Origin of the sequence: Aquimarina sp. TRL1 (assembly GCF_013365535.1) — a bacterium.
Classification (GTDB): Bacteria; Bacteroidota; Bacteroidia; order Flavobacteriales; family Flavobacteriaceae; genus Aquimarina; species Aquimarina hainanensis.
In genome coordinates, this window is record NZ_CP053590.1 from 1,083,285 (window position 1) to 1,109,573 (window position 26,289).

A 26,289-nucleotide genomic window follows, 5' to 3' on the forward strand; every position below is an offset into this window, starting at 1 on the left:
TAGTTTAAACATCATTTTTATTCATTTCGGATGTAAAGCGTTAATCTTCTTTTTTATAGAAAAATCTAGTAAAACAGAGAGCCTTTCTCTTCCAAAAAAAAATGTCCTCTTAATTTTTGATTTTATTAGATTCACTCTAATCTATATATTAGTCTTTTACTTTCAAATTAAAATTATTTTAAACTTTTAAAAGTAGTTCCTATATAGAGTATTATGGCCAAGAAACTATATTTCATTTTTTTTGCATGTTTGACACTAACCTGTCAAACGAACGAACGAAAGTTAATAGAATTTAAAACAGACACATATTCTATATTTTATCCCTCTGATCTCAAGTTAGACAAGAGCAAAACAGATGGCACTGAATTTATGCTGTTTACAGATAAAACATCTCAAAATGACAACTTTATAGAAAATATTAATCTAATTATTCACAATAATTATAATTCTAATTTAAAAGGTTATGTCGAATATGCAAACAAAGAGATTAGAAAAGTCGCAAGAATAAAAAGAACTGAGATAATAAATAATAATGGTATAAAAACTCATAGGATGATTTTTGAAATAGAAGAAAACAATACTCAATTAACTATCCTGCAACATAGTTTAATTGCCAACAACAAATTATTTATTTTAACTTTTTCGAGTAAATCAAAAGAGTTTAGTACTTATAGAAAGAAAATGGAAGGTGTAATGCTGAGTTTTAAATCATTAATAGATAATGACATTATGCTTCCATCCAGATTATAAATAACTTTTTAACCTTAACACCTCGGTAGTTCAGTACATCTACCGAGGTACTCCCCACAATGCTATATCGACAAGTAGATAGATAGCAAAGTTCACCACCCCACTAATAGCGTATATGATAGAGTATATCATATACAATGTATCACTATTATATTCCTAATTTCTTATTAATAGGGAAAGGGATTGTAATGCTAAAAAACAAATAATGTTACGACATATTAACATGCAGTGGTATGGTATAATACTATTACTTTTTATCTGCTGTACACAACAAAAACAAACTGATTCAAAGAAAGAAAGCATAGGAATTGATCCTTATTATACCAATTGGCAACAAGCAGTTTCTATAAAAATACTACAAAAACAAGATCCGGTATTTACTCTTTCTAAAGAGCAAATACTCTCTTTAACAGAAACTTCTTCCGTTTCTGAATTTCTATTACTTCCCGGAGTATTAGATACCAATGTATATCTAAAAATGGTAGCTATTGATAGTAATGGAACTTTTTTAGCAGAGGAATGGGCTAAACTCACAGATATGGATTCTCAAAACATCATCGAATTATTAGAGAAAACAAAAAAACAAGATTCAATATCCTTATCTCTTAAAACACATAAAAAAAGATGGATACAACAACAAAAGGGTGCTATAAAAAATGAAATAGCATATAGTCTATCAAAAGACCTGTTAGGTGATACAATAACACTTTTAAAAGAGGGGTGTTATATCTCATGGGGGATTGCTAAAAATAGGATGCTTACTCTTATACTATCATCTCCAATGTCTGATACTACTGATCTTATTATCGCAAAAGAAATACCTCCTATAAGAGGGGCTATCAAACTCCATAAAGGGTATTATCGTTTTACCAGTGAATCTCTGGAACAATTTAAATATCGATTGTCGAATAAAAACAACCCTCTCTATAATAAAAAAAAGAAGTAATACACTTAAAACCTACTTCAATATGAAAGAAAATAATGCTTTAGAAGAAAATCAGGACAAGGAATATAACACCCTTGTAAATACATACACTTTTACATGTCAGGTAGGTGATATCGTTAGTCAGCCTAGCCCGGTAATAGAAGTACATAAAGCGGGAATACATTTGCATTTTCTAAGATACGGTCTCTTTGATCGTAATACTCCTTTTGATAGTGATATAGAAGTAGATGCTCCTGCAAGTCCTACTATTACTCCATACACACATGGGAGTGTGATTCGTATGACCAATGGTACTCCCGAATTAGAAATCCCCCTTAGACAAGACCAACAGCTTAATACCTACTATCCTACGGTAAACTTAGAAGAAGTTACTGTTCTTGGAATAAAAGAACTGCCTAAAAATGATAATTTTTATGTTGCCAGAACTGCTATGCGAGAGGGATATCTATATCTAATTGATGAAGCTGATCCACAAAATAACTTTTTAGAATACGAAATTGATGCGCTAGGTTTTTTACACACTATTTCCTTCAAAAAGAATAAAGACACCAATGGAAACTACAAAGAATATAGAACCGCATCTAAAAAACCAGTTTCACATGTTACTGTAAAAAAAGGCAGTAACTGGTCTATTTGCTACTCCCCTGTACAGTGGGGACTCCAATACCTGCAAAAAGTAACCACTGATACAGATTATAGAAAAAAACGAATGAAGCGTATTGCCTGTACTGGTTTTACAAAAGGAGAAGAACAAACAGAAGACCCACATATTTTACCCTACTACAAAGCAGATGCTGTATTTGATAAAGAATCTGCATATAGCGGCTCATATCATAAAACATTACAACAGATATATGCTACAGAAAGAGCAGAAGAAGTAAGAGGAAATAACGAAACCCTTGAAGATATGTTCATCATCCTTGATGATCCATTAGGCTGTGCCAAAGATATGAATGAAGCTCTTTCTGATAAGGTATTACATCATCAAGCATTAATAGCTGCCATACAAAGTGGAGAAACACAACAAAAAGCCTATGATCGAATATCAAAAGGTGATATAGAAACTCCTACCCCCAAGAAAGCCTACTATGGGCATATTTACTCTTTGGCACTAACTACCTATCAGATGATATATAATGATGCTGAAACAATTCAGAAATATGATGGAGGAGGTCAGGGAAAAGATTTTTTTGAGGTGCATCCAGGAGATTTTACCATTAACAGACGGATTACCAAAGCCGGAACTATCTCTACTAGCAAGAATTATCAAATTGCATTAGGACATGGTGTGAATCGAGAAAAAATCCACGGCATATTAGGAATCAATCAAAGAGCACAAACCAGAAGTGTTGTTAATAGTTATAGAAAAGACTTAGCGACCCTACTACAAAGTGATTACTTTAAACCTACCCTTGATGACTACCTGCACAGTGGTACAGAAAAATGTGTTGAAGGAAGGGATACTTGTATGGAACTATTAGATCATCTAGGAACTACTCCAATGATCTATGAACGACATTTATTACTTCCCAGAGAATACACCAACTCAGATCAATGGGTAAGATGGGTATGGAGTATTATTGATAGTGATAATGAAAGTGAGCATTCAGGAAATAGTAATGCTGATGATTTTAAAGGAATAGATCCCCTATATGGTCTGCTAGGGGTAGGGTTAAATCTTGAAAACATTGCAGGAGATAAATTTAAAACCAGTCAGAAAATAGCTGGAGTATATACCAAACGATTAAAGCATTTGGCAAGTTTAGCTTTTACAACTAGAGAACAGGGAGGTAAAAGTTTTCAGGAGATAGATCAGATGGTTGAATTTACCGTAAAAAAACTCAACAAAAATCTAAAAGTCTATGGAAAAGAAATGTTTGAGGTACGAAAGAGTGAGATTCACCTTCGTTTAGAAGAATTAGGTGTTGAGATTGACCCTAAGTATGTGAAATCAGGAAAATATACAGGTAAAAAGGTTGATGTTTGGCGAATTCTAAAAGAATCAGAAGGTATAGAACTCAGACAAAGTCAAAAGGGTAAACATTTATTAGCCCTTCGAACAATGAAAGAAATAGATGAAGAAACCATCCTTAAAAACGCCAGGCACGAACGATTAGCCAAGATGGTAAATGGACGTGCATTTAATGGAGTGTTTGCTATTCTGGAAGTCTATAATTTCAGTAATGCGATCCTTAAAGTTGAAAATGAATTGCGTTATAAAGATGTATTTAATATTACTAGTGCCTCCGTAAAACTTTCTGAGGCTTCTCTAAACTTAACGAAAACTTTTATTAGAGATACTGTTAGTAAAAAAACATTAGAAACAGTTTCTAATATTTCAAGTATGGCAGGTGCTGTTGGAGCAATATTTACCGCAACCATGTGTTTTTGGGATGCTACAGAAGCTTATGGTAAAAAAGATGATGATAAGTCAATTGCCCTTATAGGAGCAGGGGTAGCTTTTACCGTTGCAGCAGGAGTCTCTATAACAGCTGCTGCTGCTACAGTAGGAACAACTTCCATCGCTGCAATAGGAACTGCTCTTGGGCTTACTGGACCAGTAGGATGGATTGCTGCCGCTGTAGGTGTAGGACTATTGATTGTCTCAGAAATACTTACCGATACAGATCTAGAGTATTATTTTAAGCATTATCTCTTCAGTGATTATAAAGACTTCCCTGTCATAGAAGGAGAATCCCCTATGGAATATATAGAAAGACTCTATCAAAACAGAAAACTACTGGTAGATAAAATATCTCCAGATTATCTAACCTTATCAGATCCATATAAAGCAAGTGCTACCCTACTGGATATAACAGTTTGTAATCACGCATTGGTAAAAATAGCATCCTACAAAAAAAACTTACAACATAAAAAACACTCACGTCGTCCATCTCTGATCATTCATGCAGAAAAAATAACGGTACAGATGACTTTTTTAAAGTTTTTTAATAAACCAGAACAATTAGATTACAAAATATATTATTTCGAAAATGGAATTTGGCAAGGGAATCCACAGGAACTATCAAATCAAAATAAACCGACCATTGTTTTAAATGAAGCCATTAGACCTTCTGTCCAAATCAAATTTGAAATCCCTAAAACGATACAAAAAAGCAGTACTTCTCAATCTGATATGCTCTTTATTTCCAGATTAACAATGGATCAGGGATTAGAGCACTATTTTCCGTATACTTTAGAAAAAAATCAACCGCGTTGGTTGGGAGCTTTATTTAAAATTGCAGGAAATCATTATGGGTTTGATTACAGCATGGAAAAAAAGTTTGTAATTAGTACTTTAGATCAACTTAAAACACCACAGGCATGGCAATAGATTATCAGCGAAAAATTACCCATCAAGGTTATGGAAAAGCAGAGATAGGATTGCAAAAATATTATCATAAAGTTGCTAAGAATATTTACGGATATCATTTCTTTACTTTCACTAAAGAAGAAATACTAAAAGACAATTATTACGATCTTGATGATAAGTATTTTAAAAAAGGGACTACATCCAAAGTCGCTCCTCTTTATGCAGGGGGTATCTCTTTAATAATGGTTATTGGTTTCTTTATAACCTTAGATGAAAAAACAGGTTGGTTTCCGATCATGATATTTATTATTTCACTGATATCAACCATATTCTTTGCTATATATTATTTTACCATGCCAAAAAAAGAATACATTCTAAGCAGAAAAGATGGCTTAATTACATTTCCAGGATTCTATTGGCAACCAAATATCACCATGCGATTTGATGATGCAATTTTTGCTTATTCTACTGGGGGGGATAATACGATAGGAGCATTCAATTTACAGACTATAAGACCTACCAAAGGTTATACATTTTGTTTATTTGTTATTGGTGGGGCAGATTGCTATGAAGATATGTCTTTTATCACTTGGTTTATGGATAAAAACAGACCTCTACCTCCGGGAGATGCCTTTGACCCTTACCGCCAACAGGATTTTGAAAGGCGAAAAGCAGCAGGGTTCCCCAAACCCTTATATTTCAGCAAAGTCCCAACCCCTGAAGCAACCCCAGAGCAACAAGCTGAACGTAAGCGTATCGGAGGATGGTAAAATTAACTTAAAACTTTATTTATAGTAGAGAATTAGTATCTAAAACATAATAAACCAAAAAGCACTCATAATCAACTCTTTAATATTAAAGAGCTGGGCTTCTCTTTCCTAATTTTAAAAATCATCATATCAAAAAACAACATTAAAAAAGAAAAAATGAATGACACTTTAATAAATCAAATACTAAAAGACTGTTTGTCTCCAGATTTTAAAGTTCATCTTGACAGCAGTCTTATACAGGGTGTTCTTGCTTCTGAAATGACACATCCTTTTAATAACGATAAGGCGAATTGTTATGGGGGGCTATTTGGTTCTTTAATTTCGATTGGAAACATGTGCTTAAATAAGGCCTTTTTATGCCCTTCCATTATTGTATTTGATACAGAAGGGTATATCGTATGTAATGACAAATTCCAGATAACACTTTTTGACAAGCATGCAAAAAGGCACTCTCCTTGTAACTTATATATTTATTTCTGCTATTCTCCTTATGAGAATCTAGCCTATTACCATATTGATCACTCTCAAAACAATAGGGTATGCTTTGGTCATATTGACATTACAAAACTTCCTAGTTATTTAGAACAACTCCCACCGAAAACGCTTTCAAACCTTTGTTTTGAACTGCTTTTAAAACATAATTTTTTGGATAAGCCTCATTTAAGGTATGCCTATGACATATGGATTCATAGTATTAATCTGCATACTGCTATATGGAACATTTACAAACGATAACAATAATAATCACCCCAGATGAAAAACACATACAATGGATACACTAATATCTCTCGAAAAAGACAACGTTTGTCTTTTTCAAAAAACCAAAAAAACATACAATATCTCTGACCTTATTGAGCTTGGAAAAGATGCTATTGTAAATATCGCTATACAGCTAATTCGGCAGAAAAAAAGTATTGATACTTCTATTAATCCTTTTTGTTTTGATTACATCCAAGTACTGACCAATCAAAAGAATATTATCGTTCGATTACAGCAAAATGTGCTTTTAGTGCCTTTATATTCGAGATTCTATTATGGAATTGAATTGGAGCTACCAAGTGGAAAAATAAGGAACACACATTATCGCAATAACTTCTATGGTAATGAAGGGAATTTCTACTCTCAAAGTGGCAGTTCTTTTAACTGTGCCACGAAGCTTTTCTTCCCTTCAGTAGAACAAAAACAAACAATAGAAAGTGTTCTTCATGCTATCTATGGAGGTAGCTGTCTTTCTGCTTATCTATGGGAAACAAAAATGACCATCTATGAGACTAAAGAGACTTTTCACATTGAAGAAAAATCAGAAAACCCCAATAGCGTATATAAGGGATCATCGTATATAATTGATAAAAATACTGGTGAGATTACAGGTATTCCTATAATAGAGGAAAACTTTATATCCGCTCCAAAAATTCCCGGGCTATCCAAAGAACCTAATAGATTTTATTATATGGGATATACCGAAATACTATAAACTACTTTTTAAAACACAGATAATGAAATATTACCATACCATTTTAATATTGCTTTGTATTGGCTGCAATAACCAACCCCATAAAGAGGACGTAAAAGATGTATTTAACATTTTAAAACACTCTTTTTACTCCCAAAAACGCACCACTATAAAAATTAGTAAAACAGTAAGAACCCCTCCATCTCCATCATGGTTGAAGCATAATAATCCGCTGGTTGATGTAAGTAATGATAGTGCAGAATTCGAATTCGAATATTTCGAGGAAGAGGATTTGAAATATCTTTCTAAACAAAGAAATTATCTAATAGCACATCGGGAGCTTCTCCATCAAATCTCCGACTATTTTTGTGAGGAAGATTTAATTGATATAAGATACTATGCAAAAAAGTACAAAGAATTTTCTCCTGAATGGAAGGCAATACTAAATAAATATGACATGAAATCATTAATGTATTTTTCATATCCGGTATTTAACAAACAAGGTAATATCTCTTTGGTGGTAGCATATAATTTATTAGGTTATGGAGGATGTACCCCTTGGTATGAAATATTATCTTTTGTTAAAACTGATGGAGTTTGGAAAGCTTCATACCCTCCTTTCCACTAATTTAACTCTCAAATTACTTTCCTAATACGCAACTAAATAGAAATCCTCATGAAAAAAGAATTACCTCCTTTTATACAAATTTTATCAACCACTCCAAATAAGCATAGGTGCCTTTAGGCTCATTCCCTGTATCAGAAAAAATGGCATGGGTAGGTATTTCTCCAAATTCCCCTTCAAGTCCACGCAATAGTAAGTCTGTAGACTGTGTACCAGCTCCTAATGAAATAATGTTATGTTCCATATCATTTTAAGTTACAAAGTGGGATGCTGTAGTTTACTATCGTGATAACGCAAATAATCAGCAATCAATTTGATGATGGCAGCATTCCGGTTCGGATAAATGGGTTTGTCATAAAAATCTCTCTCATTAAGCATCATCCTGATAGTAGACTTTTCTTCTTGATCGATAAATCGTTTACACGCCCGAATGTAAGCTGCCCTTGTACATCCGCTAACCTTTCGTCTACGCATATCGATATAGACAAAAAAACTTCGTTGTTTCTTATATTCCGATTCTGTTTCAAACTTTCCTTCATCCATTGCTTTTGAACATAAATCATACTGCTCATTAACAATTAGTTGTGCAATTCTAACTATAGGGTAATTTGGAATTCGCTCTTTGTATTTGGTGACAGGATCAACTTGATGATGTAATCTTATGAAGGTACAAGCTTGAAATTGTGTCGTTGTTACTTTACCCAACGATTGATGAGAAAACAAAATATCTATCCCCTTATGCCTTACTGTTGTTAATGCACCGATCAAAGATTGACCTTTTGCACCTGACATATAACTATCAGTATCATCCAGCACTACAAGACCATTTTTAAAGTGATTTACAATTTTCTCAGCCACTTCACGCTTTTCAATATTACTCATTGCCTTACCTCCCTTTTTAAATGGAAGAATCCTTCTGGCTGCAACCTTTGTCAATGCTTTGATATGATTTGGGCTTACCGTACGAAAGGTCGGGTAATCGTGACCATTGGTATCAAAGGCTAAGACTTTTCTTCCTTTCTTACCTGTTTCAGTATTATCCATCATATAGTATTTGATTTCCTGATTGGTACGAAAGGTTTTTCCAACTCCCATTTCACCTATAATCAACATCACAAAAGGATCACGTTCTAAATCTTCATTACTGTAAACAATAGGTTTCCTGCCCCTTGTAGACCTTCTTTTTGGCTTTCCCTTTGTAGCAATTACACCATCATTTTGCGCTATCTTCTGCCACTTCGATAATTGAGCTTTCCATTCTTGGTTCTTCATCATATTCTTCATCAACAGTTAAAGGATCTATTACTTGTTTTTCTTTAAGGGGTACTTCTTCTTTTTTAGGTTCTGGCTTGCCATTGATTTCCTCATAAGCCGTATCAAGAATATCTCTTTCATCATCTTCCGATTCTATGTCTCTATCTGAATATCCCTTTTCTTCCCTTACGATATCCAGAATACGCTCTACCAATAGATCATTCTCAGCCTTTATCTCCATAACCGCCCGACCTTTCTTAAAGAGAATAGATAATACCACAGCCATTAATTGCCGTTCAGGGGTAAGCTTTTTTGCCTTTCTTTTGAGTATCTGAACCAATAAGGGTTTTAATATTGCTTTGTCTTCCTTATCTAATCGTATTCGCTTTATGTTCTTCTGATTTTGTAGATCAATGAGTTCAATGATTTCATCAAACTCATAAAACTCTTTGTGTTTTTTGATTTTAACAAAATACCCTCCTCCAAGGTCTATGAGATTGTTAACCGTTCCAAAAATGCTATCCGCAGCTTGTTTAGCTGCATCTGTTGGTAGTTCAAATTCTTCTTTATCTCCTTCATTGTTTGGATTTAGGTTTTCATCACCCATATCTGAATCATCATCAACCCCCTCTCCTATTTCCTGTTCAGGTGCATCTAAAGGTGTCTCATTCCTTACCTTGTAAGCTTCTTGTTCCATAACTTTGCTTGAGTCTATTTTCTTTTCACTCATATTATCTCCTTGTATTGGACTTCCTCCTTTCCAAATATTCCAACCCTTTGTTTTTGTAACACCGGCTATTTCCTTTTCGATAACAGCTTTATTGAGCGGACTCAATTCTTCATCCTGTATATGTTCAAAATCAACACTATTTGGATTTTTTAATACTTCTACAACCTCCTTCTCTAACTCTTTCTTCATATCCTCTTAGTTTATCTTTGCTATAAATTGTATGAGGTTTTCCTCCAGAACCTCGTATCGACTGACAAAAGACTTGTTGAATTTTGGAATGGAAAGAAACTCAGAACAATTCTTAACATGGTAATACACTCCAAACCTTCCTTGATTGAATTGCTTTCCTATTTCCTTATAACTTAGCTCTGTATACTTATTTAAAAGATGATAACTCGCCATTCGAGCTTCCCTATACTCTAGTGAGCGAACTCTATTTTTAAGTGCTTCTGTAACATTAAAAACTTTAAAGGCTTCGGAAACAACAAAAGTGGTAATCAACTTGGTTTGTTCTTTCTGCCGTGTACGCATCTTTGATGTCCCTGATAGTTGAGCTATTATTTTTAAAGTCTTTTCCATTCCAAACTTCCCTACAAGCTTATCTACTCCCTGTTGCAACTCTGTATACTCTTTTCTAGCCATATTTTCCATACCCAAAACTTTTATAAAATCAATACTTCTCTACGCTCCCTTTTTTAAAGGAACAATGCCATATACATGGAAGAAAAATGACATTCTTTTTAACTGGTACTTTCCAATGACTGTATCATGCTCGATTTTAGACTTCACTCCTAAACTTTTAAGTACTGACCTTCTAATATTTTTCATTCTTCCCATCGTCACCAGTTCCTGAAGTATCGATTCATCAGTGCGTATTTTTGATTTGGCTTTATCCTTAATGGACTTTTTAACCAAAGGAGATTTTAGTATTTCTTCGAGTCTATCATTATTTTCTAACTGGTCTTCATATTCCTCCTCAATCTCTCCAAGGATTTCATAATCTAATTGCTCAAGTTGCTCCAATAAATCATCACGATCTGAGTCCTGAATAGAATCCAGAAGCTTATGCAGTTTCCAGAATATGCCAATCTTTTCTACTAAAGGTCTGGGAAGGTCTGTTTTCTTCACTTTGTTTGCTTCTAAGAAAACTTTAAACTTTACTTCTTTCATTTTTATAGTTTTTAAATGTTTATGACTAATTACGCAGGGACTACTGCCATCGATTTTGCTTCCAATGATTTTTCTATTTGATAGGAAATGAGTGCTGTCAGGGCAGAAGTTGTAAGTACAACTGCCATATTCTTAGCTAGTTCTTTACCTTTTGGAATACCGAATTTGAACCCTTTTTTATTGGCGTTAGTTCCAAGATTGTAATACACCAGTGCTTCAGCAAAACCAATTGCTAATCCTACACCCGTTATAATCACTACTGTTTTATCTACTTTCATTCTTTACATTTTTAGCCTTTTATTATTTTTCTAGTTTTTCTTCGATTTTCTCGTATCGCTCTTTAAGTTCTTTGCTATCTTTTTCTCCTTTAACGGAAGTCATCTTATAAATTTTTAGCAAAGACCGATGGGTACTTCTTAAAAGTCTATTTGCTTCTTTCTGCACCTCCAGATCTTCTTTTAATCCTTTTGGAATTAGATTTCCTAATGAAATAATATGCCCTTTGATTTTAGCATATCGAGTAGGTTGCGGTTTTGGCCCTTCTTCTTTTCTCTTTTGCTCATTGTACTTCCTAATTTTGACGCGACATTGCTTGATCTCATTTAAGACTTCATCCAATTCTTTTTTTATTGTTATTTTTTGGGGAGTTTCTTTTTTTGCCTTTTTCTTTGTAGTAGTTTTCTTTTTCTTTTCTGTAGGCTTTTTCTTAGGTTTTTCTTCCTGGGGATCTACACAAGGATTATCCGCGATAGCATCCGGAGATACTTTTGTTACCATCTGATATATCTTATTGATACTTGCTTCTTCTTCCTTTTCAAATACTTGTTTAGCTTCTATATCATTGTAGTCTTTAATAATTCCTTTTACAGAATCCTGCAATGCTTGTGGTCGTACTTTAGAAAGGTCTAGTTGTAATAAATCTTGTATTGTTGCCATTTTCTTGTTTTTAAAGTTATGCACTCTTTGTATTTAGGTCTAGCTCTAGTTCCAGTTCAAGCAATTCCAATGCTCTTGCTCTCGCTCTTGCCTGAATCTGTATTTCTTCTACGGATAGTTCCTTTTTTGAGGATTCTTTTTTGCTAGAAGTCGGAGTTAAAGCTCCTTTTACATCACGATTCAATAAGCGATATAAAAGTTCATCAGCTTCTTGAGCTTTAACACTAGATTTACTAAAATCATCAGATTCTTTTTTAATCACTTCAAAAGCTTCAACCGGATCAAGTTTTCTTTTGGTTCTTGCTAAAATTTCTTCCTGATTTTGAATCTCAATTGCTTTTAGCTCTTTTACGTTGGTATCTTTTATTTTGTACATAATCTACAGGGTGTGATCGATTGAAAATTCTTGTTTATAAAGGGTAGTCAAACTCATAAAAAACTCATTTGCTTCTTCCTGATCAGAGTAATGAATAGAACAATTTTGGGGCGTACCGTCCATATCAAAACACTGGTAACGATAGCATTGCAGAGGACGGTCAACATTACTAATGTCAATCTCTATCCAACGCAGAATTAAAGTATCTGGTTGTGTCCCTGACACCATAATCCTAAAATCCCTACAATGTTCCTTGCATTGCTTATTAATCATTATTGCCCTACCCATTATCTCATTGATAATATGTTGCTTAATAGCTTGAGGTTTCTTTTTCATTTCTTGATTGTTTGTTGCGTATAATTTTCTATAATCTGTGTAACTTCACCTACCGCTGCATCTATAGAATAGCTTTGTTCAAAAACAGCATAACCTTCTTGTTTATCCATTACTTCTTCTACAAAGTCTTTACCCATATTCACCTTCATTGATCCTAATCCAGCAGGTATATCTAATCCAAAATGATTACTTAGGGCTATTAATGACTTAAACCCCCTATAGCGAAAATATCTTGGGTCACTGGTCATCAATAACAATTGATTTTTATCTAATCTATCCTGAAATCGCTTGATGCGAATAACACCCATAACTACATTGCTGTAGAAAGAAGTTCCCAACAGTGCATTGACTTCTACCGCCACCCCGCGTATCTCCATAAACTCTACTAATTCAGCACAAGCCAAACCAACATATAAAAGCGCATCGCCTTCTACTGCTGCATTACCCCCTGCCATCAGATATAATTTCAATGCTGGATAGGATGATTTTCTGTCTTTGAAATAAGCATACACACTTTTGACAGCAGTCGTTTTATTGGAAGTATCTAATTCTATTTGAAGTTGGTTAATAGTATTTTCTATTGGTCTTTTAGCCACTGTAGGCTGTAATCGATATAATCCCATTGCTGCACGGTCAAAGCAAAACATTCCCAGACCTCTATCATTATATGCTACCTTCGGTTTTGAAAGGATTTGATTGCCCATTAATTTTATGTATTGATTTAACTTATCTTTAATTTTAGCACTGATGGTTCGCAATAATTCCATTCCAAGAAAATACTTATGCGCATTTAATTCACTTACATCTCTTGGGATAGGAGACCCATACCACCTACTACCTTTTTTAATTGTTGAAGCTGTCTTTTGATTCATCTGTTTTAAAACACCGCGATTATAGTTATTCAAACTAGTAGTTTGCTCATCTACAAAATCATTAAACAACTGTACATTATCGAAGTAAGAGTAGTAAGTCCTTCTTCCTTCTTTCTTTTTAATATGTATCTTGGTTACACCCATAGAAATATGTTATCCTAATCTCTTTTTGTACTCTGTCTTGAACTCATTGATCATCACAACTCCTTTATAGGAATTAAGAAAACCTTCCAGATTAACTTCAAGTTTGATCTTCTTTGCCTTGTCAACATTCATCACCATAAAGTAGCTCTCCAATGCATCCTTTAGCGTTTTACCATTGCGTACTTTACGATAGGGATTTCCGTATTCATCTTTCATTCCGGTAACCCTTTTCATCTCCAATTCATACGCCCGTTCCATATTAAGCATGGTTCTGAGGGTCATGATATCCTCTGTATCGTCATCTCCTATTTCTTTTCCTTCATAGGCTAAAATGGCTTTGCGTATTTTGATACATATATCTGCTACCGGAGCATAGACCAATTGACGTTCCAATAATTCATTAAATCCTACCCTATAAATGCACCCGCTAAAGCGGTCTAAAAGGGATGCATCCTGCTTATTGTTTCCTACATAATTTCCACTTGCTCCTTTGCCTATAACATTACCAGTTGCAATACAACCAAAGTCAGGGTGCTTGACAATCGGGTCATTCAAACCATTAAAAATGATAGCTTCGGGCTTGGAACTCTTTGCCAACGCATCATTTAATAACCCTGCGGTATTGGCATCTAATTTGGGCATCTCATCAAGGATGAGTATTTTCCCATCCCTCCAGGCTTCTATTAGCGCACCTTCTTTATATCCCGTAATGGTCTGACCTCCCTTAATATCAATAGGTGATGTCCACTGGTTACAATTCACTACCACAAAGGGCAAGGCTTTTTTATCATTTTCAGTTCTGCCAAATAAAGCATAGGCCACCTTCTCTCCTAAAGTGGTTTTACCTGTCCCTGCACTCCCTACAAGAAATACATTGTTCCCACTACTTAAATCATCCAATACCTTCATAAAGTTTGGAATCTGATCTATTTCTGGAATATCTAAGGTGTATGTTCTTCTTTTCATATCACTTATAATGTTATTTACAAATACTCTTTATGCGGTTTGAAGACTATGATAAAGTCTTAATTGATCTAGTACAATATCTATAGCCTCTATAAGTCCAATCATATCCTCATAGGCTGCTCTACCTAACTCCTCTTCGGTGTATCTGCCAAAAACAAACTCTGGATTTCCATCTTCGTGCGGATTATTAGTGATAAAAAAACCTAAAGATTCTTTAGCTTCATAAAGAGATTGATTTAAAACTTCTCTTACCATATCCTCAAACTCTTTCTCTACAGGTGTACCACCAATTGCTTGCTTCCAAGCTCTGTATGGAACCACTACATTTTTGAAAATAGGAATAAGGGAATAGTTAAATTTCTCTTTATCACTTAGGGGACGTCTATAGGATACCGTACCAAATGGGTACTTGGTATCTCCTGGTTCTTTGTATCCTTTAAAACCTGTTATTGGATTACTACCTTGTCCGTACGGCCTACCCAATTCATAGGTATAGTTCCCTTCAGATTCTTTGGTAGTGCGATCCCAATCTTTTTGATTTTCGATTTCCCAATCTTTTAGTTCCTTTGCTTTTCCTAAAAACTGTAACCCATAGGTGTCCAATTGTGTTAAAAAAGCCTTTAGGTTCTTTAGATGAACTACCCCAGTCATTTCACCCCCGTTTTGTACAAAATCCGGCAACTCATCCTCCGTCTGACCTTCTGACCTTTGTATCAACTCCCGAAGTTTAGGGTCGATTGCCATTTTATAATTCTCTCCTTTATGGATATATACCTGAAAGAAATTCTCGCCAATTCGTTTAAAGCGAAGCTGATTTTTTTGATCTGAAAAGAATTCATCAATCGAAAGGGCTTTGATACTATTAAAGGCTTCTGACATTGGTAATAAGGCTTTATTGATACCATCTTTACCAAATTCTTTATCCATCAAAATACCATTTTTGATAATCCCGGTTTTGGTATTATACTTTACTAGTTTGTTTTGTCCTCCGATTGCCGAGGAGGCAGCAACGATATTTTCCGTTAAAATGTGCCTGCGTTCCCGTTTGGACGATGCCTTTTTAATTAGCTCATTCCATTCTATTAGAATTTGTTTACCTTTTTCTTCAGAAATATCCTTACTCAATGTGTAAATCAAACTCATATAGGCATGTTCTTCAGGCTGTAATGAATATGAAATGAGCCTGCGGGAATCTGCTACTGCAAATCGTAAGTGTATGTTACCATAGGTATATGGGTTTTTGGCAGATGCCCCTAGCCAGACCCCTAAAAAAACACCCCAGGAAGGCTCTTTAATTGTATTTAAAAACGGCATTTTAATCACTTGACCTACAACAAAATAACTCACATGTTTTAAAATTTGTTTTTTAGCATACTCCAGCTTTTGTATATACTCATTTACTGCTCTTAATTTTTCTTCAATCAACTCTTGAAGTTTCTCCCTATCGTTTGCTATTTTTTCATTTTCCTCATCGTTCCTGCCACTACCTATATCAGGTAAATCACTTAATTCCTCCCGAAGGTGGCCTATAACTTCCATGCGTTTCTCCCTGCGATGTTCAATAAGCAGTGGAAATTTATCATTGATATCGCGGACTAAGTCCGATTTGACAACCTCTGGTTTTCTTCCCCCCAAAGATTTGGTGATCCGACTCTCAACATCCTGTCTGGTTAGTGGTCTCCTTAGATTATTTACAATGCTTACTTCCCGAATAGTATCTCTTCCAAATGGGGTGTTTCCTCCATTACCCTGTTTAAATAGGTATTTTTTCTTAATCTCAGCATCCAAAGGTAAAAACTCGGTTTCCAGATCATAGGTTCCTTGTTGTTTCTCAAGCTTGATTTGATGTTCATAACGTTCCAATAAAACATTGTACAGATTGTCCTGATCTTCTACCAAAAGTAATCCTGCACGTCCGGTAAGTTGTCTTATAGCCCCTTCTTTCCCTTCATTACGAGCATAGTACTTATTACCTGTTTTTGAATCTGTTTTACGATGGTAGGTAGGATGCCCTAATTTTTGCATCATCTCAGGATGTTCATTAACCCATTGCCAAGCAACTTTATCCCCATATTTATTAAAAAAATCTGCACTTTTAAGAGTATCGTCATTGGTGTTTTGAGATCCTGTTGTATTGGCATCCAAAGATTTTAATTTTGCCTTTAGCATAGTCATCAGCCTTCGCTCTGTAGGAATATCACTAGTGATATAATAATATTCAGGCAAGTTTACCTGACCCGTCCTATTGATACGACCCCGCTTTTGTATTTCGATATTGATATCCAGCTCAAACTGATGAATGATCATAGCTCGCTGTCTCTGGTCTGCAAAATCTTTGGATGCGTGAGCTGATGAACCTGTACTACCACTTTGATTAATTAACAGCACATCATAATCACCTGCATTAAACAATCGAAATGACTTCTCCGTATCACTTCTATAAGAAGTGACTGTTACTTCCTCATCCTCTTCATTATAATTAACCCTTTGGGTTCTTCCTGTTACTTCCGTTACTTTGAAATACTTTTCATCATGTCCTCCGATATAAGAAGGCTTTTTTTCTTTTTCTATTAATTCTACCAGTTGATCAATAGGGGATATACTAAGCCCTGAACTCTCCTGTAGCATTGCCCTCTTAATCCTGTTATATTCTTCCTGTCCTTTTCTTGACAATTCGGCTAATGTTATACGTTTCCTGCTTTTTTTTCCATCTATATCGGTGTAACTGTAGAGAAAAACACTGTCTAATCCTTTGATAAGAGTTCGTACAAAATCCAATTCTTCTTTGGGGATAACATCTCCACTTGAAAGATTCAGGTCTTTTAAAAATGATCCCATTGTAGACTTAAAAGCAATCACCACTTTCTTATCTTGCTTTAAAAGTGCCACCGTTTTTTTAGCAACTTCCTCAACTTTCAATGCAAAAAGCATTTGGTCTACTATATTAAATACCCTTGAAAAATAAGGTGCTTGTTTTACCCCTAAACCCCTGGGTTTATTTTCCATTCGTTCTCCCTGAGACTTTGCCTCCGCGTGAATTAGTGTCAATACTGGTGCTATATATTCTTCTTCAAATCGAACTACTTCATTCATCAATTCAATAATCCGGTTTACACTAGCTCTGTTTTTACTTCGACTTGGCTCTTCATCTAAGGTGATATACTCCACTTTAATACCTTCATTGGAACGTTGCCTTCGGATAAGCTGACCGCTTTCGGCAAGGTTAGATGCTACGATTTCCTGAAGCGCCAATCCTCCCCTACGCATAGACGTTACAAATGCCCTATCCGTTAAACCTGTTTCGGATATGGCTGTTTTTTTTCCATAAAATGGCATTACCTCAGGATACTTAGCAAAAGTTGCACTTAAAAAACAACAGCAATGGGCTTTTGGCAATACCCTACGCATCCACATCCCGATAATAGAATCAAACCCTCCTGCGCTATGGGATTCATCCAAAATAAACACTACTTTTTTATAACGTTTACTCCCTTCCATTCCACTATCACAGACACTCTCTATCCAGGAACGTTTGTAATAACTAACAGATTGAATCTGACTGTAGGTAGTAAAAACCATATCGTATCCACTTGGTAAATAATCAATGTTCTCATAGATCGTTATAGTTGGGGTAGTTTCTGGATTTGGTAATTTCCTACCTGTTTTTTTATGCCACTCAATAGATTCTCTACTTTCCGTAGCAAAGGTTCTTGTATTGGTAAGTAACTCTTCCTGAGCTTTACCCGATAAGGGGGTAAAAATTACGCTCCCATCAGCATCTTTTATCTTTGCTCCGGTATCTGAACTGGAGTTGACAATAAAGGGGTGGATATCTTCAAAACCAATTGCTTTTAAATCTCGGTACATATCAGTAAATAAACTTGAGCTTTTGGTAAAGAAAATTGGTAAATATCCTTGCATTACAGCATGGCGAATCACAGCTGCTGCCTGCCTACCCTTACCAATACCTGTTTGATCCCCAATGATTATCCCTTGCCTACGCTCAAATTGTTTAAGATACAAGGCTATCGAATCCACTTGTTCTGCTGCAAATGCCTTCCATAAGGTAGCTGTCGAGATATATTTTAGTTCATTACGGACATAATTATCAATATTCCCTTTTTCCTTTACAATGCGGTTCAACGCCTTTTGTACTTCAAAAGCCATATTCCTGGGAATCAGAGTATCCATCTTAAAACTTGCATTTGATTTTGGCACGTATGGAACAAGAGCTGTCTGTTGCGCTGCCAATTTTGCTATTTGTGCTGACTCATTGGTCAACCCCTCTGGTTCTTCCTGCAATTCAATATTATCCATAACTCTATTTTTAAAAGAATTTCTTTTACTTCCTTGGGGTACTTCTACTTATATATGGTTACACGTTTTCAAATCTTGATAATACTTCTAAGTATCTTCTAAGGGTGGTATCTGCATACATTTGGACTGCTTCACCTTTTTCCACTCCTCCATACATTAAGGAATCTTCTGGTACAGTATCATCCAGATTACTCCAGTTTTCTTTAAGTCCCCACAGAGCACTTTGCATTTTATCATGGTACATCAAAAAGTTCGCAATTTCCTCTACCGATTTGCTATCGGTGTAAACAGTCTCCAAATATTCTTCAATAAGGGCAATAGGATCATCCCCTTCCTCCATTGACCAGGCTATTAAATTGTGTAATCGGATATAAACCCCTGCCTGATGATCTTCAAAGTTTTCAAAAGGTATAGGGTTACTCACCATAAATAGGGTGGCACTATCCTCTGACGGCATTAGTTGATTGTTTAAAAATATCATAGTCCTAATTCTATTTTAAGTTGGGTGATAATCACCTCTAATAAATATGTTACTGGTTTTTTTATATGGGAATGGATTCTCTCCCATAATTCAGGGAAGGTATTGACCATTTGCTCTATTGACGGGTTTTCTCTTCTAGTGGGGGCAACCCCTTCCGGAGTTTGTTTTCTTCCATTGATAAGGATCAACATCGTCTTGGTTACAGCTCCCTGCTTATTGTAAAGTTTATAGCCGTCCATATTAATAATATCATCCACCCGGTAATGACGGTACAACCAATTGAAAAAGGGTTTGTATTTCGCGATATATCCGTCCGAGCTGAAATACACATGACCCATAATTATAATGGCTGCTTTTCCCGAATCTTTAAGGGTGTTTAAGGCTAATCCTGCCATAAAATGCTCTAAACGCATATGCTGAGCCACTCCAATTTGGCTGTTAAAATACTTTTGAGCCCAACGCTGCTTATCAAATTTGGAGTCTTCCCAACTAGCAAATGGAGGGTTGGTAACCACCACATCAAAGGAGCGCGTGAACCCTGAAGGAAATGGTTCTGCTGCATTCAAGTGAGTAATCTTATCGAACCCTTGCTGCTTCAGAGAATACCTCCTACTCTTATCTATTTCATTGACATGTGTCTTTTCTGGATCTGCGCCTAACACTAACAAACCATTGCCTGCACTAGGTTCAAAAGTACGACCCGCACTGGGCATTTTTGTATATTCTGCAACCATTGCTCCTATAGGACAGGGGGTAGAATATTGCTTGAATAATTCCTTACTACTATCGGAATAAGCATAGGTAGGCTGTACTGTATTCCAGAATTCGATCATTTGATCCAAACGCCTGTCAAAGGAAATAGGAAGGTTATAGATTTGCTTATACCATAAAAGCCAACTAAGTTCTACCGCTTCCCACAGAGCACCTAAATTAGGTGCGCCTGCTTCTTCTTTAATTGCTTCAATTTTCTTTTTACTTAATCGTTCATTTTTAATATAATGATCGTGCATAATAGCCACGACTTTATCCAAATAATCTGAGTTCCGCGATTGTTCACTTTTCTCCGTTTTATGAGTAGTAAAGAAGTCATCAATAAGAATTCTAACCATCTTACCTAATGGTTCATCCGGATAGTTTTCTGCAATCCGACCTCTAAATAAGTTGTCCATAATAAAATCACGAAAGTCGGCTATATCAGCACCCGATATGACATAGCCGAATACTTTCGCTCTCATTATAACCTCTAAAAACAATTCATCCTGAAATACTTCTCCCTCTTTCTCAACTAATTCTGACACATCTTCTGATCCCCGTTTTAATGCAGAAATATTCTCTAACCTAAATGCTTTTCTTTGTTTACTTTTTCTATCCTCTTTTTCTTCTAAAATCTTAACTTCTTTCTCAAGAATACTGATCCAAGGGTTAAATTCCTTTTCTATTTTTTCATCAAGTTTTGCTTGATTGTACTCCAAACGTAAACCCAACTCAACCACAGGCAGGTTTCGATTAAAAGCTTCTTTTCCTGTAAATGAAACTTTGAATCCTTTAGCTGTAAACTGTTTTCGAATTTGAGCTGCTTCCCCTGCTGAAATCAACAAATAATCTTCTGTTGATAATGTATCATCCTTTAAATCGGATCTTTCTTTTGAGGTCTCCTCAGTAGTCTTTAAATAAGCTTCCAAATGGTTTCTGGAATGCTTTAACATAGTGATGTCACTCGAAAGACTCAGAAATTCTTCATTATTATCATTTTTCCTTTGATCCAAACTATCTTGTGAAGCAGAATAATTCTCTAATTTCTTAGCTAGGATATTTTGTTGTTCAGTAATATCTTTAAGAGCTTTGGATATGTCTGCAATAGGTCGATAGTGTTTTACAGCTGACCACCAGATAGTCTTATCTGGTAAAGTAGAAATAATAACTTCTAATGGTAGAATCTCCAAAAAACCTTTTTCAAGATTGATATATGGGTATTTTGGATCTGTAGGATACCTCAATTGATTGAATAACGATCGTCCGTCTTTTTCCCAAATTCGATATAGTCTTTCATTTTTAAGCGATATACCAGACTTCTTTAAATTCGTAAACTGCAAAAACATAAACAGCTCAACTGGAGAAGCCCAATGCACATTTCTATAGGTATATTCAAATAAATAGAAAAATTGTTCTTTGAGTTCTACAGCTTCCTCTGGTGGTATATACCCTTTATCAAACGGGGCGATTACTCTTTCTGGAACAATAATATTTGAAAAGTTATCTCGGGGGGGAGCTTCAGTAGTTTCTGACTCTATTACTTCTTTAACTTCATTTTGATTCTGAATAGCGGAATAATCCGCTTTTTTAAGATCCAAATAATGTCTGATAACTTGTTTGGAGCTTTCAAAAGATTCTATGTCCCAAGTTAGTGATCGATACTGTTTTTTATCTTCTTTTTTACTCTTAGGCTTTCCTGTTTTCGGATTGGTGTAGGTATCACTAATAGTAGTCAGATTTTCAATTTCCTGATCTAAAAATTGTAACGCTTTCGGTAAATCTGCAATAGGTCTATACAATTCTACTACGTGCCACCATTCTTTCTGTTCTTTTGCTGAGTTAACAAATTTATCAAGCGGGTATACACTACCGTATCCAGTAGCAATATTTACATAGGGATACTGAGGGTTAGTCGGGTAACCTAAATCTTGAAATAATTGATACCCTCTCTTTTCCCACTCTCTAAGCAATGCTGATCTTGAAATCGAAAAACCATAATCATTAGGATGATCCATTTGAGATAACTCAAACATCGTTTTTGCATCAAGTTCTGAAATATGCGCATCTAAAACTTTTAATAAATGAGGTGCTTTCTCTTTAATTTTTTTGGCATCCTCAATATAAAGACCACCCGAATCAAATGGGGGATTAATTACCTTTGGTATTAAAACGTTTGGTACTTTTTTGTCATACCTTACTATATCCTTGACAGTAGTCAATACCTTATCATTATCTTTAGGCATAGCACCGATATGTAACCCAAATCTTTTAGATATCTTTACTAAACGATCTCGAAATTCTCCTTTTGGCATACTTTCAGCCAGATCGATAAGTTGTACCAAACTTTCTTTAAGTCTGGTAATAAGAAATTCCCCTTTTACATTTTTTAAGATCTCATCTAATTCTATCTTGGCATTTCCTATGTTAAAAGCAATCCCTTTATCATCCACATCGGTTTCCAATTCACTTAACTCATCAACAATCAAACCTACATCTTCATTTAGCCTGTGTAGAGTTTTTACATTGTCATGTTCTTTCTTTTTGGATTCTTCTTCTATTGATAAAGGGAATACTGCTTTTGACTTTTCCTCTGATTCTATTGCTTCTGCTTCAGGAGCTTCCTTTGGCTCTATCGTAAATGAAGCTTCGTATTTAGCATCCTCTGGAATAGGAATTTGGATTTTCTCTAAAAACTTCTCATTACTTTTCTTAGAGTCAATATCTCTATCAGTTTCTTTAGCCTTAGAAATTCCGGTTATGATTCGCCCTTCATCAAATGCGTTTCTGGCCCGCCTCTTAAAGTTTCTTGGACTTACACTAACCGAATTCAGCTTGCTTCCATATTTCGCATTTGCAAAACGGGTTGCGATATCCAAAGCTGTTTTCTTAATATCATCGAAAACTACATAGTCTACCCCTTTAGTCTCATCCTTGTCATCATCGGTTTTAATATTGACCAGACTAAATTGGTAATGATCTATATGATTTCTATCTACATCAAAAGATGGTTCTACTTTTATTGTTTTGGGATCTATTCCTTCTTTAAAAGCTTCCTGAAGTTTTTTAGCATAATTATTATAAGATGGACGATCAATTACATACCACATACCATCTTTGGAATTAGATTTTTTAAAACCTAAATCAATTAAATATCCTTCCAATATTTTATCAGATAGTTTTGGTACAAACATTAGTTCAATACCGTTTTTCTCTTTGTTGTATGTAATCGATAATTTCATTCAAATTTTATTTTGTCAAATTATTGGATGAAAAAGTTTAAGCTTTCCTCTATAGGGAATAGTTCTGGTTCATTGCTATAAGGAAAAGTTACAGCTCACTCCTATAGGGAATAGTTCTAGCTCATCCCTATAGAGAAAAGTTACAGCTCACTCCTATAGGGAATAGTTGCAGCTCATCACTATAGAGAAAAGTTACAACTCACTCCTATAGGGAATAGTTCTAGCTCATCCCTATAGAGAAAAGTTACAGCTCATCGCTATAGGAAAAAGTTTAAGCTCACTCCTATAGGAAATAGTTGCAGCTCATCCCTATAGAGAAAAGTTGCAGCTCATCCCTATAGAGAAAAGTTACAGCTCATCCCTATAGAGAAAAGTTACAGCTCACTCCTATAGGGAATAGTTCTAGCTCATCCCTATAGAAAAAAGTTACAGCTCACTCCTATAGGGAATAGTTGCAGCTCATCCCTATAGAGAAAAGTTACAGCTCACTCCTATAGGGAATAGTTCTAGCTCATCCCTATAGAGAAAAGTTACAGCTCATTGCTATAAGGAAAAGTTACAGCTCATCGCTATAGGAAATAGTTCTAGCTCACTCCTATAGGGAAAAGTTACAGCTCATCGCTATAGGGAATAGTTCTAGCTCACTCCTATAGAGAAAAGTTACAGCTCACTCCTATAGGGAATAGTTGCAGCTCATCCCTATAGAGAAAAGTTACAGCTCATCGCTATAGGGAATAGCAAAAAACCACCTCTATGAGTGTTTACTTTTTCATTCTCAAAATGTGTACAGAAATCTCCTTGTCGCGGGAGTAAAAATGTAGATAACGTAGTTGATCTTTTCGATCAGTAAAATAGTTCGGAATCATCCTTGTAGCGGGAGTAATTCCTTGATGATTTTGTAACAAAAAACAACCATAAATCACTGTAAAACATCTAAAAACAATAATTTACACCCTCAAATATAGCTAGTCTTTTTTAATTTTCTATTTCCCCAATCCTGCTATCGTTGCGTAATGAAAAGTTAAAAAAATAGTGAAAATCCAGTTAACTCAACAATAGTGCTATTTCCCAATTTATCCCCTATATAAATTCACTTTCCTAAACTGTAGTAAAAGTAATTTAAGGTGATATAGAAAACTAAGCACATATTGACCTAATCTTGATAATATCATACTCTAGATTCCCAGCTCTAACTTTAACAGTCATCTCTCCTTTTTCATCTTCATATAACTCAAGAATGGATAATATTTCAATTGGAATTATGGGCTGAAGATCAAATAAATCCCCTGTTCCTGATTCAATTATTTTATTAGTTGATTCATCTTTTATGATATACTTATAAATTTTCATAGGACTGTTTTTTGATTTAATTTTTTATAAAATAGGCTTATATACTATAGAATTACCCTTTATCACCAACCAAAACATGGACAAAAGGAGTTCCTTTATTATGATCCCATATCACTTTTTTAACCTCCCACCCTGAATTAGTCTCTACACAATCGAACACATTCAATTCAGTATTGCTATCCTTAAATACTTCATTAGGCTCATAGTTCCCTTCTATAAACTTTGGTATGTTAATAGCTTCCCCTATTCTTGGAATTCCCTCCCCTTGTTTCCAATAGATTGTAAGATCACGCTTCCCTGCGTTATATAATTTTGTCTTACTCCAATTAATACTAAAGTGTACCTTCATTGTTAATTAATATTTATATGATTGTATTAGTTTCCCCCTGAAACTAAAAAATAATAGTTCTCTCTAATTGACCCTAAAATTGCTACAGTAGTTATATCTGGTATCATTCTCCAACTCCCACGCACCATATCTTTCAGGTTTCCAATCCTTTTGAGTTTTATGTTCCAAAATATGTACCTCTAATTGCTCTGAATTAGGAAACGACATATTACATTCTGGACATATATACGGGTGTGGTTTAAAATGAACCCCAGCTTCGATAGCATGTTGTATTTCTAAAGCTTCATCGGATAGTGGTGCATCCGTTTTTTTTGATGTTTGATCCTCTTTGCTGTTTTTAAAAAAAAGATGGCAAAAGCTGAAAAGTGTCGTGGATTGAACGACACTTATTAGAATACTACTTACATCCCCTTCAGGCATAAATTGATATACCAGATTGTGTGCTAGGGTGACAAAAAGATAAATAAAAGCGGTTCGTAACCATCCCTTGACGGTGAAGATTAAAATAGCCAGATCAACTCCTAAGGCATAACACCAAGAGAACCAAGGATGATCGTAGTGGCTATTAGCTTCAAATACATACAATGTATGAGCAATCTGTGGAATCAATAGAATTACCATTGCAAAGATTCCAAATACTTCTTTTTCTATTAAATTTTTCATGCTGTTCCCCTTTAGCATTTATAAATACTGATTTACTAATTTGATAGACATAAGCAGGAAAAAAATATCTTGCTTACACTATTGAGTTTTGGGGTTAGGTAGTTGTATTAGGCGGGGTAGGCACTTGTAAATTTAAGACCATAATCTAATGAAAAACAAAAAGTATATATGACTTTTCTTGAAAAATCACCCTGTTTTCATGAAAAGCGACAAATTTTACGGTTTTACCATAGGTTTTGCAGTAATTTTATGTTGATTTAGTATTAAATTGAAACAAACTTCTTATAAAACTGTTAATTAGGAGGTAACATTTTCGTTGATATAGCCACTATTATACACATACGGAAAACACGAACTTAATTATTCACATATAATTCATTACTGCTAAATGGGGCTAGCTACTAATGCAAACAAAAAGTATATAATTGACATCATATTAATGTCAATTCATCACATCCTAAAACAGGATCAGAAAAAGATACGGTGTACTTCAAAA

The 26,289-nt window shown here is 35.0% G+C and carries 24 protein-coding genes; 7 read left to right on the plus strand and 17 right to left on the minus strand.

Annotated features, from left to right (window positions below):
* Positions 1-213 precede the first annotated feature (213 nt).
* The 7 genes from HN014_RS04295 to HN014_RS04325 all read left to right on the plus strand — a co-directional run bounded on the left by HN014_RS04295 (position 214) and on the right by HN014_RS04325 (position 7,860).
* On the plus strand, positions 214-750 hold the full coding sequence (locus HN014_RS04295; protein WP_176027657.1) for a hypothetical protein: 537 nt from the start codon (positions 214-216) through the stop codon (positions 748-750).
* Between the two features lie 205 nt (positions 751-955).
* The gene (locus tag HN014_RS04300; protein ID WP_176027658.1) at positions 956-1,696 is read left to right on the plus strand and encodes a hypothetical protein; all 741 of its coding nucleotides are present in this window, start codon (positions 956-958) and stop codon (positions 1,694-1,696) included.
* A 22-nt stretch (positions 1,697-1,718) separates the two neighbouring features.
* On the plus strand, positions 1,719-5,030 hold the full coding sequence (locus tag HN014_RS04305) for a toxin VasX (protein WP_176027659.1): 3,312 nt from the start codon (positions 1,719-1,721) through the stop codon (positions 5,028-5,030).
* Positions 5,021-5,779, plus strand: coding sequence for a hypothetical protein (locus HN014_RS04310; protein WP_176027660.1), 759 nt, complete (start codon positions 5,021-5,023; stop codon positions 5,777-5,779). Before HN014_RS04305 ends, HN014_RS04310 begins: the two co-directional genes overlap by 10 nt.
* 156 nt (positions 5,780-5,935) lie before the next feature.
* The gene (locus HN014_RS04315; RefSeq protein ID WP_176027661.1) at positions 5,936-6,514 is read left to right on the plus strand and encodes a hypothetical protein; all 579 of its coding nucleotides are present in this window, start codon (positions 5,936-5,938) and stop codon (positions 6,512-6,514) included.
* A 34-nt stretch (positions 6,515-6,548) separates the two neighbouring features.
* Positions 6,549-7,253 carry a hypothetical protein gene (locus HN014_RS04320; RefSeq protein WP_176027662.1) on the plus strand — a complete coding sequence of 235 codons (705 nt, stop codon included), beginning with the start codon at positions 6,549-6,551 and terminating at the stop codon, positions 7,251-7,253.
* A 22-nt stretch (positions 7,254-7,275) separates the two neighbouring features.
* A complete protein-coding gene (locus tag HN014_RS04325) occupies positions 7,276-7,860 on the plus strand; it encodes a hypothetical protein (protein ID WP_176027663.1) in 585 nt (194 codons plus the stop codon).
* 70 nt (positions 7,861-7,930) lie between these two features.
* On the opposite strand, the gene HN014_RS04330 is transcribed toward HN014_RS04325, so the two are convergent.
* The 17 genes from HN014_RS04330 to HN014_RS04410 all read right to left on the minus strand — a co-directional run bounded on the left by HN014_RS04330 (position 7,931) and on the right by HN014_RS04410 (position 25,793).
* Entirely contained in the window at positions 7,931-8,101 is a 171-nt protein-coding gene (locus HN014_RS04330; RefSeq protein WP_176027664.1) for a hypothetical protein, read from the minus strand.
* 11 nt (positions 8,102-8,112) lie between these two features.
* A complete protein-coding gene (locus tag HN014_RS04335) occupies positions 8,113-9,132 on the minus strand; it encodes a zonular occludens toxin domain-containing protein (RefSeq protein WP_254884101.1) in 1,020 nt (339 codons plus the stop codon).
* Positions 9,071-10,030: a hypothetical protein gene (locus tag HN014_RS04340; protein WP_176027665.1), complete on the minus strand. Its 960-nt coding sequence runs from the start codon at positions 10,028-10,030 to the stop codon at positions 9,071-9,073. Before HN014_RS04340 ends, HN014_RS04335 begins: the two co-directional genes overlap by 62 nt.
* Positions 10,031-10,036: 6 nt before the next feature.
* Entirely contained in the window at positions 10,037-10,492 is a 456-nt protein-coding gene (locus HN014_RS04345; protein ID WP_176027666.1) for a hypothetical protein, read from the minus strand.
* Between the two features lie 30 nt (positions 10,493-10,522).
* The gene (locus HN014_RS04350) at positions 10,523-11,011 is read right to left on the minus strand and encodes a hypothetical protein (protein WP_176027667.1); all 489 of its coding nucleotides are present in this window, start codon (positions 11,009-11,011) and stop codon (positions 10,523-10,525) included.
* Between the two features lie 29 nt (positions 11,012-11,040).
* Entirely contained in the window at positions 11,041-11,289 is a 249-nt protein-coding gene (locus tag HN014_RS04355) for a hypothetical protein (RefSeq protein WP_176027668.1), read from the minus strand.
* Positions 11,290-11,311: 22 nt separating this feature from the next.
* The gene (locus HN014_RS04360) at positions 11,312-11,947 is read right to left on the minus strand and encodes a hypothetical protein (protein ID WP_176027669.1); all 636 of its coding nucleotides are present in this window, start codon (positions 11,945-11,947) and stop codon (positions 11,312-11,314) included.
* A 16-nt stretch (positions 11,948-11,963) separates the two neighbouring features.
* Positions 11,964-12,323, minus strand: coding sequence for a hypothetical protein (locus HN014_RS04365; protein WP_176027670.1), 360 nt, complete (start codon positions 12,321-12,323; stop codon positions 11,964-11,966).
* Positions 12,324-12,326: 3 nt separating this feature from the next.
* Positions 12,327-12,659, minus strand: a complete 333-nt coding sequence (locus HN014_RS04370; RefSeq protein WP_176027671.1) for a hypothetical protein — start codon at positions 12,657-12,659, stop codon at positions 12,327-12,329.
* A complete protein-coding gene (locus tag HN014_RS04375; protein WP_176027672.1) occupies positions 12,656-13,675 on the minus strand; it encodes a hypothetical protein in 1,020 nt (339 codons plus the stop codon). Before HN014_RS04375 ends, HN014_RS04370 begins: the two co-directional genes overlap by 4 nt.
* A gap of 9 nt (positions 13,676-13,684) precedes the next feature.
* Positions 13,685-14,641, minus strand: a complete 957-nt coding sequence (locus tag HN014_RS04380; protein ID WP_176027673.1) for an AAA family ATPase — start codon at positions 14,639-14,641, stop codon at positions 13,685-13,687.
* Positions 14,642-14,671: 30 nt separating this feature from the next.
* A complete protein-coding gene (locus HN014_RS04385; RefSeq protein WP_176027674.1) occupies positions 14,672-18,958 on the minus strand; it encodes a strawberry notch C-terminal domain-containing protein in 4,287 nt (1,428 codons plus the stop codon).
* A 58-nt stretch (positions 18,959-19,016) separates the two neighbouring features.
* Positions 19,017-19,439 carry a hypothetical protein gene (locus HN014_RS04390; RefSeq protein ID WP_176027675.1) on the minus strand — a complete coding sequence of 141 codons (423 nt, stop codon included), beginning with the start codon at positions 19,437-19,439 and terminating at the stop codon, positions 19,017-19,019.
* Positions 19,436-23,431 (minus strand): N-6 DNA methylase, encoded by a 3,996-nt coding sequence (locus HN014_RS04395; protein WP_176027676.1) that lies wholly within the window; start codon positions 23,429-23,431, stop codon positions 19,436-19,438. The genes HN014_RS04390 and HN014_RS04395 overlap by 4 nt, the downstream gene beginning before the upstream one ends.
* 1,137 nt (positions 23,432-24,568) lie before the next feature.
* Entirely contained in the window at positions 24,569-24,781 is a 213-nt protein-coding gene (locus HN014_RS04400) for a hypothetical protein (RefSeq protein WP_176027677.1), read from the minus strand.
* 52 nt (positions 24,782-24,833) lie between these two features.
* A complete protein-coding gene (locus HN014_RS04405; RefSeq protein WP_176027678.1) occupies positions 24,834-25,130 on the minus strand; it encodes a hypothetical protein in 297 nt (98 codons plus the stop codon).
* Positions 25,131-25,193: 63 nt separating this feature from the next.
* On the minus strand, positions 25,194-25,793 hold the full coding sequence (locus HN014_RS04410) for a C2H2-type zinc finger protein (protein WP_176027679.1): 600 nt from the start codon (positions 25,791-25,793) through the stop codon (positions 25,194-25,196).
* Positions 25,794-26,289: the final 496 nt, after the last annotated feature.

What these genes read in the sequence shown, in the direction of transcription:
- HN014_RS04405 (WP_176027678.1), bottom strand. Translation starts at nt 25,130, where the DNA reads ATGAAGGTACACTTTAGTATTAATTGGAGTAAGACAAAATTATATAAC.
- HN014_RS04340 (WP_176027665.1), bottom strand. Translation starts at nt 10,030, where the DNA reads ATGAAGAAAGAGTTAGAGAAGGAGGTTGTAGAAGTATTAAAAAATCCA.
- HN014_RS04370 (WP_176027671.1), bottom strand. Translation starts at nt 12,659, where the DNA reads ATGAAAAAGAAACCTCAAGCTATTAAGCAACATATTATCAATGAGATA.
- HN014_RS04400 (WP_176027677.1), bottom strand. Translation starts at nt 24,781, where the DNA reads ATGAAAATTTATAAGTATATCATAAAAGATGAATCAACTAATAAAATA.
- HN014_RS04330 (WP_176027664.1), bottom strand. Translation starts at nt 8,101, where the DNA reads ATGGAACATAACATTATTTCATTAGGAGCTGGTACACAGTCTACAGAC.
- HN014_RS04310 (WP_176027660.1), top strand. Translation starts at nt 5,021, where the DNA reads ATGGCAATAGATTATCAGCGAAAAATTACCCATCAAGGTTATGGAAAA.
- HN014_RS04345 (WP_176027666.1), bottom strand. Translation starts at nt 10,492, where the DNA reads ATGGAAAATATGGCTAGAAAAGAGTATACAGAGTTGCAACAGGGAGTA.
- HN014_RS04305 (WP_176027659.1), top strand. Translation starts at nt 1,719, where the DNA reads ATGAAAGAAAATAATGCTTTAGAAGAAAATCAGGACAAGGAATATAAC.
- HN014_RS04410 (WP_176027679.1), bottom strand. Translation starts at nt 25,793, where the DNA reads ATGAAAAATTTAATAGAAAAAGAAGTATTTGGAATCTTTGCAATGGTA.
- HN014_RS04315 (WP_176027661.1), top strand. Translation starts at nt 5,936, where the DNA reads ATGAATGACACTTTAATAAATCAAATACTAAAAGACTGTTTGTCTCCA.
- HN014_RS04395 (WP_176027676.1), bottom strand. Translation starts at nt 23,431, where the DNA reads ATGAAATTATCGATTACATACAACAAAGAGAAAAACGGTATTGAACTA.
- HN014_RS04300 (WP_176027658.1), top strand. Translation starts at nt 956, where the DNA reads ATGTTACGACATATTAACATGCAGTGGTATGGTATAATACTATTACTT.
- HN014_RS04385 (WP_176027674.1), bottom strand. Translation starts at nt 18,958, where the DNA reads ATGGATAATATTGAATTGCAGGAAGAACCAGAGGGGTTGACCAATGAG.
- HN014_RS04355 (WP_176027668.1), bottom strand. Translation starts at nt 11,289, where the DNA reads ATGAAAGTAGATAAAACAGTAGTGATTATAACGGGTGTAGGATTAGCA.
- HN014_RS04390 (WP_176027675.1), bottom strand. Translation starts at nt 19,439, where the DNA reads ATGATATTTTTAAACAATCAACTAATGCCGTCAGAGGATAGTGCCACC.
- HN014_RS04375 (WP_176027672.1), bottom strand. Translation starts at nt 13,675, where the DNA reads ATGGGTGTAACCAAGATACATATTAAAAAGAAAGAAGGAAGAAGGACT.
- HN014_RS04360 (WP_176027669.1), bottom strand. Translation starts at nt 11,947, where the DNA reads ATGGCAACAATACAAGATTTATTACAACTAGACCTTTCTAAAGTACGA.
- HN014_RS04380 (WP_176027673.1), bottom strand. Translation starts at nt 14,641, where the DNA reads ATGAAAAGAAGAACATACACCTTAGATATTCCAGAAATAGATCAGATT.
- HN014_RS04335 (WP_254884101.1), bottom strand. Translation starts at nt 9,132, where the DNA reads ATGATGAAGAACCAAGAATGGAAAGCTCAATTATCGAAGTGGCAGAAG.
- HN014_RS04365 (WP_176027670.1), bottom strand. Translation starts at nt 12,323, where the DNA reads ATGTACAAAATAAAAGATACCAACGTAAAAGAGCTAAAAGCAATTGAG.
- HN014_RS04325 (WP_176027663.1), top strand. Translation starts at nt 7,276, where the DNA reads ATGAAATATTACCATACCATTTTAATATTGCTTTGTATTGGCTGCAAT.
- HN014_RS04320 (WP_176027662.1), top strand. Translation starts at nt 6,549, where the DNA reads ATGGATACACTAATATCTCTCGAAAAAGACAACGTTTGTCTTTTTCAA.
- HN014_RS04350 (WP_176027667.1), bottom strand. Translation starts at nt 11,011, where the DNA reads ATGAAAGAAGTAAAGTTTAAAGTTTTCTTAGAAGCAAACAAAGTGAAG.
- HN014_RS04295 (WP_176027657.1), top strand. Translation starts at nt 214, where the DNA reads ATGGCCAAGAAACTATATTTCATTTTTTTTGCATGTTTGACACTAACC.